Raw genomic sequence first — 11993 nt, forward strand, 5'->3', positions numbered from 1 at the left:
TTCTTCCCGGACATGTCCAAACCTCATTATATACCTGTGCACCTCGACCTTCCCGGTGAGAAGATCCGGTGGATGGACGTTGACCGTTTCCCGGATCTTCCTATGATGAACTCTGCAGCGATCTCTGTTCGGGAAGAATTTACACTGGAAACAACGCTGAATGTGCTGGCTACTTTGAATGCGCTTCCCGGAAGACCATGTGGATTTATATTCCATACTTCCCGGTGCGGCTCTACCCTTCTTGCCCGGATGCTGCACGGATCGGCAGATATACTCGCCTTCAATGAACCCCAACCTGTAAACGCATTACTGGTAAACTATACTAAATCTGGTTATACCAAAACTGATTGGGCGTGGGAACAAGGTGGCAACAAATTATTACAAAATTTACTAAGCACTTATTTATACTCTGGCAAAAAGATCTTCATCAAATTCTCAAGCTTCAATCTCCTGGTGTTGAACAGAATTATACAGTTATGGCCGGATGTGCCTATTGTATTTTTATATCGAAATCCCATCGAAGTGGTTGTCTCAAACCTCGAGAAGCAGGGCGGGTTTCTTCTAAAGCGGCACAACCCATTGCTGAAGTATATACTGCATCAATGCAACCTGGAATTACCAGATTACCTGACCGATGAAGCCTACTGCGTAAAAATGATTGGCGCGTTCTTCAGAATTATACTTGAACACTTAAAGAATGCAGATCGATCCAAAGTTCTTGCCGTTGACTACGAGAGCATTTCCCCAGATACTGTGCCTGACATACTTCGTTTTTTTGGGCTGGAAGTTACAGAAGCCAAACGCGATGCTATATATGCCGGAATGACGAATAATGCAAAAAACGGAACACCTTTCCAAAAAGATATAGCGTCTAAACACGCGAGGGCGAGCAAAACAATCCTTACCCTTTGCGAGCAATTTGCCTTTGAGAATTACCATGCGTTGAAACAATACTCGCAGCTCGTTAGCCGATAGTACATATATATACTACGTCACTATTAATTTCATTTTAGTAATATTTTACTAGCTCTTCCTGCGGACGGCTATCAATATTTGCCAGTACAGAATTCTGTGTAACATTTTTCACCCAAAACCCTAAAATTATGGAAAAGGAAAAATTGATGAAAGTTGTGCGCGATCCCAAAGCGCAGGTAGCATTAAGCCTAGCAGTAGCATCGCTGTCAATGGCAATCCCACAAATCTCCAGCAGCCATTGTCCGGAGGGAGATCAGAATGACTGCGACAGAATAAGCGGATCAGACGAGGCTCATTGCGTAGTAGCGATCGATTTCTGGGATGATTGCATCTGACATCCCTGTATTGTGAAGAATCATTTGAACATGTTTAATTCATTCTAACGGTCCGATGAAAAGAGAACGAAAAAGAAAAATTATGAAGAAGCTGATCCCTATACTTATAGTTATATTTTTCGTTCTCTTGATCGGCCGTGCGTACCATACGCTATATTATTTTTCAACCACCAGCATGGCGCAGGTTCCAATTGAAAAAAATGACTCATTTGCTCTCGCTGTTACTGATTCTCTCGTACTTCCACTGGATAGTATGACAAGCCCGGGAGTGGCTGTAAATGAACAGTATATCTCGTTTGAGGGGAAATCGAACCTGGCATTCCTGAACTTCGTATCGCGGAATATATACCTATACGATTTGCACCACAACGCTATAATAAACGTGATTCATCTCGATTCACTGGGATTTTCCGCAGAGGATGGTGTGCAGGGATTTTGTATGATCACCCCTGATTCGGTGCTAATCTATAGTTACAAAAAATCGCGTTGGACACTGATACATGAGCAAAAGGGGAAACTCGCTCAAGGCGATATGGGTATGGACAAACATTCCTTCCTTACAGTTTACCCTTTTGTAACTACGTACGCTCCTATGCAATACGACCACGAGAACAAGCAGGTATATTTCACAGGACCATCTACTGCATTCGGAGATTATACCCGTGACAAGCAACGAAATGTACTGATAAGCCTGAACTTGCAAACCGGACAGGCCACAAACCATGTAAACTACCCGGAAACATACTGGCAAGCCAACTGGGGCGGTCTGGCCGGATTCGAGAGATTATCCTATTGTTTAAATCCAACGGATGGGCTACTGGTATTCAGCTTCATGGCAGATCACACGCTTACAATTTACAATACGGAAGACGGAAGTATCGATCACGCAATTGCACCCAGCACTTTCTTCACCCCACTGAAATCATTCGATTTTCACCCGATGCTGGTTGACTTTCACAAACCGGAAATAGAACAACGCTATGCACAAAGTTTCGCATACCTCAATATAGTATACGACCCTTATCGAAAGATGTACTACCGGTTTACGGACTTCCCCAGCGACTCCGGCCAAAAGCAAAATTCCATTATACTGCTAACGGATCGTTTCGAAAGAGTCGGAGAAATTGTACTGCCTGCGAACCGGTATAACATCAACAACTATTTCGTTTCAGAAACCGGTTTTTTTATAAAGCGAAAAGATGTCCATAACGATGAATCCCTAGTGTATGATTGTTTTCAACCTGAGCACATTAAATCAGCAGACCATCCATGAATAACTATATAGCATTCCGAACTTCACTTATTTACATACAGGCAATCCTGGTATGTATACTTCTTTGCATTACCGGTTGCCAATCGGGATCTGAGCGATCCGGGTACCAGCAAGTCACTAGTGAGATATCGCGTATTTCGAAGAAAGACCTGAAAAAATACAAAGCCGTTTTTTTAATTCCCTTCTATGGATGCACGGGTTGTATTTCTACGGCAGAGAATTACCTGATCGTAAACTATGATGAAGGCAACAAGAAAAATATACTTTTCATTATCACTGGTCACGATTCGCTGAAATCTGCGAAGCTACGCCTTGGGGAAAAGGCAGCATCAAATCCCGATGTCTATATAGACACCGACAAGGTAATTGACTGGAATTACCTGAAGCAATACCCCAAACTATTACTGCTCCAAAACGGCCAGGTTATTTCCGAGAAGGAAGCCAGTGCCGATACACCTGATATATATAAAGATTTAGACAAAATAGCCAACTTATGAAAACACTCGAGTCCATTCTCAATCCGATTTCCGTGAACGAATTTCTCACGAATAACTGGTGCAAGGTTCCGTTGTTCCTGGCAAAAAATGATACAACTGTAAATAACCTGATCACCATGGAAGATATAGGCGACCTTCTCGACTCCGAAATTCTGATCTACCCGTTTTTGCGCATGGTAGGCGGAGGCGCTGAACTTAATCGCGATCTATATACCGCCAGTTCCATATCGGTGATGCAAACACTCGATCGCGGAAAAATACTGGATCTCTTCAACAAAGGAAATACTATTGTTCTTCAATCTCCCAATCTATACTTCCCAAAACTTGACAAATTTCTGGAAGACATTAGCCGCGAACTAGGTATGCGAGTTCACACCAATATATACATCACACCTGCCAACTCAAAAGGCTTTGATCCGCACGTAGACCCACATGAAGTTTTCGTGCTGCAGGTATATGGTAACAAAGTATGGAACCTGTATGATATCCCCTACGAGTCGCCTACCAAAAGCATTATGCTTACCAATGCCGATAAAGAAAGGTATAAATCCGGTCCGACCCACGCCATGAACCTGCAGGCCAATGATATACTCTATGTGCCGTGCGGAGTGGTACACGATGCCTACACTACAGATTCTCCTTCTATACATATTACCCTGGGTTTACACCCGTTACGAAAAATTGATATACTGGAGAAATTCGTGAAGGAGGCAGAGCAACATCCATTCTTCCGAAAATCATTCTTTCCGATACAGGATGAATTTGATTCCCGGGAATCACTTACCGAGCTGATACGCGAATCCACCAAACTCATTGAAAACATAGTAACCACCTGCAATACAGAGCGCAACCTGAACATGGAGCAGGAACGGTATAGCGGTGTATTTAAAAATACCCTGACAATCGATAGCGTCAATACAGTTGAAGACATCAATACATTTCTGCAACATCATTCAAAAGACTCACAACACCAACAACATGTAACGGATCTGATGGAGGCTATTGAAACTGGCAAGCTGTCTAATGCCACAGCTGCCACCATGGGCAAAATAAAATTCAAACTGAAAGATATGGTCAAGCAAGGTTCGTTGCAGATGGAACATTAAGCACATGAACTACTTCTATGAACACAATCGTGATGTGAGTATAGAACGTATCATCTCGCACACGGATGCTGACGGACAAATAAGACCATTGATTGAAGATCCTTCGCAGTTGTCTATACTGGAATGGGAGATCATTACGGGGCTTATCAGGCTGATTACCGATGTACTGCACCACACGGAATGGACTTTATATTTTAAACACCCCACGCTCCTGAAAAGTGGAAAGTATATATTTCCGGTGCTATTGGTGTCTCATTCAGCATCCGAAGATACGCAGACGACACACGCTTCCCTGTCTCGACACGCCACTGCGTGGTTGCATGGAAGGTATATGTTTATTGAATATATTCAGATAAAGGTGATCACACGTGCAGCATTGGAAGCCAGCAGAAATCTTCAATTCCTGGTGAAGATCATTTACTTTCGGGTTGCCGGTATAGCAGTTGAATCTTCCTTTCGGAACTTCAGCATTGGACTGGATTCTATTCACCTGTTGCCACAAGTTCATCAACGTACAGAGGCGTTGCGGCAAGCGGCACGTACAACGGCAGCCGAAACGCTGAAGGCACACATACACTATATAATCCGACTGCTACTACGCGCAGCTTTTGAACTGGTGAGCGAGAAAGAAGGCATTTTCACCAGGGATGTAACAGTATGCACACAATCATTCTGTAAATATTACCCTGCATACTCGGCCTTGTCGCACACACTTTTATCATACCTCACAACGCCTGGCTATACGTTGAGCGGCCTTTTACAATCTGTAACCGAATTTGAGACATTACTCATTGCGGAATATAATAAGATCATTAACGAAGAAAATCATGTTACTGGAAAAAGTTGAAGATATAGCAGTGCCCAAGGACACTCTACGTACAGTGCTGTGGCGATCCGTACGAACGATTCTTTATACTGTGCTTGCCATCTATATACTCAGTATATTTATAATAGGGAACTTCAAGGTTACCGGTCCTTCAATGGAAGGAACTTTACTGGAAGGCGATCGAGTACTGGTCTCCAAGCTTCATTACGGTGCACGCATACCCAGGATATTGCAACTTCCCTGGATTGATCACAGCGCCCCACTGTTGGAGTATCTTAATCTGCGATTATACTCAAGTCCTATACTGCCGTATCTCCGAACCGGAGGCCTGTCGTCCTTAAAGCGTGGTGATATAGCCGTATTTAATCTTCCAATGCAGGGAGATGCTTACGAAATAAATGAAGTGATCAACAAGCGCATTGTTGCACTACCCGGTGACGTGATTGTCCTGAAGGACGGTATATTTTATTGTAACGATCAACGCGAGGAAATCAACCGTGTAAGTTTTCGGCACGATCTTCGTACACGTAAAAAGCTGGATGCAGCCGAGGCTAAGCAATGGGGTATATATGATTTCAGAAACCAGGTTAGGCTATTGGAGAATCCCTTTATAAAAGACTACTTTCAGTACGAGATATATACCACTGCAACCCGGGCTAAAACTATCGAAAGAGACGCGAACGCTCTAAAGGTGACGAGAAGAGAATCGGACACCTTTTCGGATTTCAACGCGTACCCGCATTGGCTGCCTTTACATTGGAACAAGGACAATTTTGGAAAAATTACGATTCCCAGGAAAGGGATGACGCTGAAAATGGATGCAAATCACCTCGCACTTTATTTACCGGTCATTAAAGACCTGGAAGGCAACAACCGCGTTGAAGCCCGTGAAGGCATACTATACATCGATGATAAACCTGTAAAGGAGTATCAGTTCAAAAAAGACTACTACTTCGCACTGGGCGACAACCGCGACAAATCGATGGACTCGCGTCATTGGGGATTTATACCGGAGAATCACATTATCGGGAAAGTCGTGCTCATCTACTTCTCCAAGGATATATACCGGAACGAAATCCGATGGAACAGAATCTTTCAGTCTCCGCAGTAAAAACTATAACCAGATTGTTCCCTATGGAAATGCTAAAAAACTATATATTCATTGCTATACGAAACCTGCTGAAACATAAATTCATTTCTATAGTCAACATCATTGGTCTTGCCACCAGCATGTCAGTCGGGCTGTTTGTATTGAGTATGGCCAAGAATGCTTTCGATGTGGACAGCTTTCACCCGCACCCCGATCGCACGTATCGAATTATCACGAAGCAATTCATCAAGTCAGGCGACTCAGACTACTTTGCTACCTCACCTTACCTGCTGGCCCATCATCTGAAAGAACATTACTCGTCCATAGAGCGAGTTACACGCGTTGTAACCGATGTAAATGAATCGGTAAAGACACAAGTCAACAATGAAGAATTTGAAACGGAAAATGTTTTTGCCGATCCTGATTTTTTCCAGGTATTCGGTTTCAAACTTGAGACAGGTGATCCGCTTCACGCATTGAGTAAACCGTATACTGCGATACTGAGTAAAGATGCAGCACATCGTCTCTTCGGCAGTACAAACCCGGTAGGCAAACCGTTGTCATTCGGCAAATACGGTGATTTTACGGTAACCGGTGTTATGCAAAAACCGGAATTCCCTTCCCGGATGGAGTATGATGTATATTTATCTATGGCAACGCTTCCTTCGCTTATGCAGTCCGGCAGTATAGATATTCCAACAGGCTGGGGCGATATCTATAGCACGCAAACTTATGTTGTCACCAATGAAGACACTACGCCAGATGAACTGGACCGTATACTTACGGAAGCTGATGGCTATACCATGAAGCATGCTGTACTGCATGAAACCGTAGATCACCGGAATTTTATAGCTCAATCTCTTCGTGACCTTGTCTACTCGCCTACCCTGTATTTCGAGTCGCGCAATGCTCGCACGATACCCTATATACCGCTGATCATTTCCCTGCTGATGCTGCTGCTCGCAGCTTTTAATTACATGAACCTTACGATTGCAAAAATATTCAGTCGCGTTAAAGAGATCGGTATTCGCAAAATATCCGGAGCAACAAAAATTCACCTCATTCACCAGTTTATTACGGAAGCCCTGTTGATTGCACTGATTTCCTTCGGACTCGCGTTGTTCCTCACCGATCTTATACCACTTACCAGCAATCTGGCACGAGAGGTAAATCAAACTCCCGACCTCACACTCTTTACTGTGTTCTTTGTTTTTGCTCTGCTCACCGGCTTTGTCTGTGGCATCTTTCCATCCATCGCGTTATCCAAAGTAAAATTGACAACGGCATTGAAGAATAAAATTACACAGGGAGAAGTACGCACACCGGTATGGCAAAAAGCTCTAATAACCATCCAGTTTTCAGTGTCGCTACTATTCATCACCGTATCCCTGGTCATGATTGGACAGACGCGCTATATTTCGCGGGCAGACTATGGTGTGAACCGAAGTAACATATTAAATATTACCATGCCTCCTGTTGATATTGCGTATTTCAAAAACGCATTGGAGCAAGAAACAACAGTGGAGCAGGTTGCAGCATCATCCGGTCGCCCTGTGTTTTCCCAACCGCTGTATTGCCGGGTTTATAACCATCCTGATTCCATCGATGCTATATATTTCGCTGCAGATGAAAATTTTATTCCGGTTTACGGACTTACCCTGCTGGCAGGCACCAATTTCTCCGACCGGATGCAAGGCCGCCATGAGACAACCGTTTTAATCAATGAAGAAGCCGCCTACCATCTCAAATACAAAACTCCCCTTGATGCTATCGGACAATCCATTACCATCGATTCGCTATCTTTAAAAATTACCGGTGTCATCAAAAACTTCCATGTACAGGGACTCAAGCAGCCTATCAAACCATTTCTGCTTCGATATATACCCGAAAAATTCTCAACACTTACGCTAAAAACAAAATCCGGGGAGATGAATGGAACCTTGCAAAAAGTTCAACAACTATCGGGCGCAGCCAAACGCGATTACCCGCTGGAGTATAGTATATTTGAAAACGACTTCCACAGCAACAATTTTATCAAGCTGGATGATTTCAAAATGATCAGTTTCCTTTCGTGCATCACCGTTCTGATCTCTTCACTTGGACTTATCGGTATTGTTATGTTCCATGCCAAGGCCCGTGCCAGTGAAATCGGGATCCGGAAAGTTATGGGGGCGAATACACGCCAGATCACCATTCTCATATCACGAAAATTTATATTGCTTCTTTTACTCGCCTGTTGTCTTGCATTACCGGTTTGCTATATCACATGCGAATCCATTCTCCAGGAATATGCTTATCGAATACAACCGGGGTTGCTCTTGCACGCTATTGGTGTCGTAATCCTGTTGCTGATCGGCCTGGCAGTAATCTGCTCACAAACTATATATGCAGCGCTCCGAAATCCCATCGAGGTAATTCGGTCAGAATAAGAAACCGAATCAAGCATATATACCAGAAACAAGGCACATCACAATGTGCCTTGTTCTTTTATACCTTCGCTATTTCACCGTTGCTTATGATTTTAATCATACCACTGGCAAAATCGGCTTTCTATTTTTGAAGAAAAACATATATGAAAACCGATAACAATATTATCAGCGATGATACTTTAACCGTAGCACAGCTGGCCATTTCCCACCCCGGAGCACTGTCTGTCTTTACACGCTATAACATTGACTATTGTTGTGGCGGACATCGTACGCTCACAGAAGCATGTCATCGTATCGGACTTGATCCGGAAAAGATCAGGGAAGAAATATATAGTCAGCAAACCGATTCACCAGATCAATCTTTCAGACCCGAACGCTGGAGTTCCTCACTACTGGTAGACTTTATTATTCAAAATCACCATACGTATGTGAAACGTGCCATACCTGAACTCGAAGCATTACTGGACAAAGTATGTCATCGGCATGGCGATGAAAGTATAGAGTTACTGAATATCCGTGAACGCTTTCTCGATCTGGCTGAAGACCTCACCAGTCACATGGAGAAGGAAGAGCTCGTTCTTTTCCCGGCCATCAAAAGACTGGAAGCGAACAAAGCGGAAGACAACCCGCTGGCTATAACTATTCAGCCTCCTATTGCAGCTATGGAACATGAACACACCGCGGCCGGTGATCTGGTGAAGCAAATTCGCGTGCTGTCCGATAATTATACACCTCCGGAATATGCGTGTCCTACATTTCGTATTACATATCAGAAGCTGCAGGAATTCAGCAACGACCTCTTCAAGCATATACACCTGGAAAACAACATTCTGTTTGAACGGTATAAACACGTAACCGCACTGTAGTCCTGACCACGTTTTACTATTGGAAAGTGTATGCAGCTTAACCAACGTATTCTGAGTGACCTGATCATTCACATGAAGTATGCCCGGTATATACATGAATTTCAACGCAGGGAGTTATGGCCGGAGATATGTGAACGTTATGCAACGATGCTGATCAAACGGTATCCGGCCATGGAAGAAGAAATACGATCGCAGATGAGATTCGTGCTCGACAAGAAAGTACTGCCTTCCATGCGTGCCATGCAATTTGCCGGCACTGCTATAGAACGAAACAACAGCCGGATATATAACTGTGCCTATATGCCTGTGGATGATATACGTGCATTTTCGGAAGCTATGTTTCTTTTACTCGGTGGTACAGGCGTTGGCTTCTCGGTTCAGACGGAGCATATAGACAACCTCCCTCCTATACGCAAGGCCGTGAAGCGAAAGAGATTTCTGGTTGGCGATAGCCTGGAAGGTTGGGCCGATGCTGTAAAAGTACTGATGAAAGGATACTTCGGTATCAGCAATTATATACCGGATTTTGATTACTCCGATATACGCACCAAGGGAGCACGGCTGGTAACCGCGGGTGGCAAGGCACCGGGACCAGAACCTTTGAAACTATGTATTGCACATTTAACAGCGATACTGGATCGTAAAGTTGATGGTGAAAAACTTTCACCCCTGCAGTGTCATGACATGATGTGTCATATCGCCAATGCCGTGCTGGCAGGCGGTATACGAAGATCAGCCATGATATCGCTATTCTCCTATCACGATGAAGAAATGCTAACGTGTAAATTTGGTAACTGGTGGGAACTGAATGAACAACGGGGGCGTGCCAACAATTCGGTTGTGCTTCCGAGAGACACGACTACGCGAGAAGATTTTTTAAGTCTCTGGAAAAAGATCGAATTGTCCGGCTCCGGTGAACCAGGTTTTTATTTCACCAACCATACTGACTGGGGCACTAATCCTTGTTGTGAAATAGCGTTAAGACCTTTTCAGTTCTGCAACCTGTGTGAGGTAAATGCTTCTGATATTGAAAGTCAGGAAGATCTCAACGCTCGGGCGGCCGCGGCTTCTTTCTTTGGAACACTTCAGGCGGGTTTTACAAATTTTCATTACCTGCGCGAAATATGGAAAACTACTACGGAACAGGAAGCATTGATCGGTGTAGGCATGACGGGTATAGCCAGTGGAAAGATCTTTCAATTTGATCTGAAGGAAGCAGCTGATGTTGTCAAGAAGACAAACCTGCATACATCATCGAAAATAAATATACAGTTTGCCGCACGCTGCACCACCATTAAACCCTCGGGAACATCTTCCATTGTACTGGGCACTTCGTCCGGCATTCACGCCTGGCATAACGATTATTACCTGCGCAGGGTACGCATTGGTAAAAATGAGGCTCTATATATATACCTGAAAGAAAAACACCCGGAGTTACTGGAAGATGATTTTCTCAATTCCCGGCAGGGGGTGATCTGTATACCGCAGATGGCTCCCGAAGGATCGATCCTGCGGACGGAGCGTGCGATGGACCTGCTTCAACGAATCAAAAAGTTTAATACGGAATGGGTGCGTAACGGATATCGGAATGGAAGCAATGCGAACAACGTATCGGCTACGGTAAGCATTAAAGAACACGACTGGACAAGCATTGGCGACTGGATGTGGGAGAATAAAGCTTCATACAACGGACTTAGCGTATTGCCATTCGACAATGGTAATTATAAACAGGCGCCCTTCGAAGACATTACGAAAGATGAATTCGAGCGACTGGAAAAATCGCTTGGTGAACTTGATCTTTCAAATGTGTTTGAACCCGATGATGAGACCGACCTCCAGGCTGAAGCTGCCTGTGCAGGTGGTGCATGTACCCTTATGTAACCTGATAAAAATCATAGTATATAAATGAAATGGGATACAATTTGCAGAAACGAAAATCTAAAAAGGTGTTCCCATCTAAAGTATTGGAAAAATACCACGCCCGGTTAGTTACGCTGAAAAAGGATCAGATTCTGTTTCAGGATGGTGATACTGCCTCTGATTACTTCCAGGTAGAATCAGGTGTGGTTAAAATGTATATCGTCAATGACGATGGACAGGAATTTATACAAGGTATATTTCACGCGGGCGAGAGCTTTGGTGAACCGGCTCTTATAGCCAGGTTTCCATATCCGGGAAGTGTTATGGCTATTGAACCGGCAAAAGTATGGAAACTTCCGGGAGATTATTTCCTGCGGATGTTACAGGAAAATTTCGATCTGCACATGAAGATGGATGAAGTTCTATGTCAGCGTCTCAAATATAAATCCATGGTGCTCTCCGAAATATCCAGTCATGAACCTGAACACCGTATACTTTCATTGCTGAAATACTATAAGACCAAAAATCATCCTTCGAAAGAAACACCTGGCCGAGTAACTATTCCCTATACCCGGCAGCAGCTTGCTGATATGAGCGGCCTGCGGGTTGAGACCGTTATACGAACCGTAAAGAAAATGGAGAAGGATAAAAAACTGATCCTCGAAGGACACAAGATCCGTTTTTAAAAAACTATTCACACATATACCGGTATAGAATAAAACTATACCGGTATATC

General features: G+C 43.8%; 11 protein-coding genes. All 11 read left to right on the top strand.

The window, feature by feature from the left end; translation table 11 throughout:
* Nucleotides 1-12 precede the first annotated feature (12 nt).
* The 11 genes from ACFQ21_RS25325 (at nt 13) to ACFQ21_RS25375 (ending at nt 11943) form a co-directional block, all read left to right on the top strand.
* Nucleotides 13-975: a sulfotransferase family protein gene (locus ACFQ21_RS25325; RefSeq protein WP_377584155.1), complete on the top strand. Its 963-nt coding sequence runs from the start codon at nt 13-15 to the stop codon at nt 973-975.
* Between the two features lie 128 nt (nt 976-1103).
* Complete coding sequence (locus ACFQ21_RS25330) at nt 1104-1310, top strand: hypothetical protein (RefSeq protein WP_377584158.1); 207 nt, start codon at nt 1104-1106, stop codon at nt 1308-1310.
* 82 nt (nt 1311-1392) lie between these two features.
* Nucleotides 1393-2583: a DUF4221 family protein gene (locus ACFQ21_RS25335; protein ID WP_377584160.1), complete on the top strand. Its 1191-nt coding sequence runs from the start codon at nt 1393-1395 to the stop codon at nt 2581-2583.
* Nucleotides 2580-3080: a hypothetical protein gene (locus tag ACFQ21_RS25340; protein WP_377584162.1), complete on the top strand. Its 501-nt coding sequence runs from the start codon at nt 2580-2582 to the stop codon at nt 3078-3080. Before ACFQ21_RS25335 ends, ACFQ21_RS25340 begins: the two co-directional genes overlap by 4 nt.
* Complete coding sequence (locus ACFQ21_RS25345) at nt 3077-4186, top strand: cupin domain-containing protein (protein ID WP_377584164.1); 1110 nt, start codon at nt 3077-3079, stop codon at nt 4184-4186. The genes ACFQ21_RS25340 and ACFQ21_RS25345 overlap by 4 nt, the downstream gene beginning before the upstream one ends.
* A 4-nt stretch (nt 4187-4190) precedes the next feature.
* The gene (locus tag ACFQ21_RS25350) at nt 4191-5033 is read left to right on the top strand and encodes a hypothetical protein (RefSeq protein WP_377584167.1); all 843 of its coding nucleotides are present in this window, start codon (nt 4191-4193) and stop codon (nt 5031-5033) included.
* Complete coding sequence (gene lepB, locus ACFQ21_RS25355) at nt 5014-6123, top strand: signal peptidase I (protein WP_377584169.1); 1110 nt, start codon at nt 5014-5016, stop codon at nt 6121-6123. The genes ACFQ21_RS25350 and lepB overlap by 20 nt, the downstream gene beginning before the upstream one ends.
* A 23-nt stretch (nt 6124-6146) precedes the next feature.
* A complete protein-coding gene (locus tag ACFQ21_RS25360) occupies nt 6147-8531 on the top strand; it encodes an ABC transporter permease (RefSeq protein WP_377584172.1) in 2385 nt (794 codons plus the stop codon).
* Between the two features lie 143 nt (nt 8532-8674).
* Entirely contained in the window at nt 8675-9397 is a 723-nt protein-coding gene (gene ric / locus ACFQ21_RS25365; protein ID WP_377584175.1) for an iron-sulfur cluster repair di-iron protein, read from the top strand.
* A 30-nt stretch (nt 9398-9427) separates the two neighbouring features.
* Nucleotides 9428-11278, top strand: coding sequence for a hypothetical protein (locus ACFQ21_RS25370; protein WP_377584178.1), 1851 nt, complete (start codon nt 9428-9430; stop codon nt 11276-11278).
* Between the two features lie 29 nt (nt 11279-11307).
* Nucleotides 11308-11943, top strand: coding sequence for a Crp/Fnr family transcriptional regulator (locus ACFQ21_RS25375; RefSeq protein WP_377584181.1), 636 nt, complete (start codon nt 11308-11310; stop codon nt 11941-11943).
* Nucleotides 11944-11993 lie beyond the last annotated feature (50 nt).

Source organism: Ohtaekwangia kribbensis (genome assembly GCF_042676245.1).
Classification (GTDB): Bacteria; Bacteroidota; Bacteroidia; order Cytophagales; family Cyclobacteriaceae; genus Ohtaekwangia; species Ohtaekwangia kribbensis.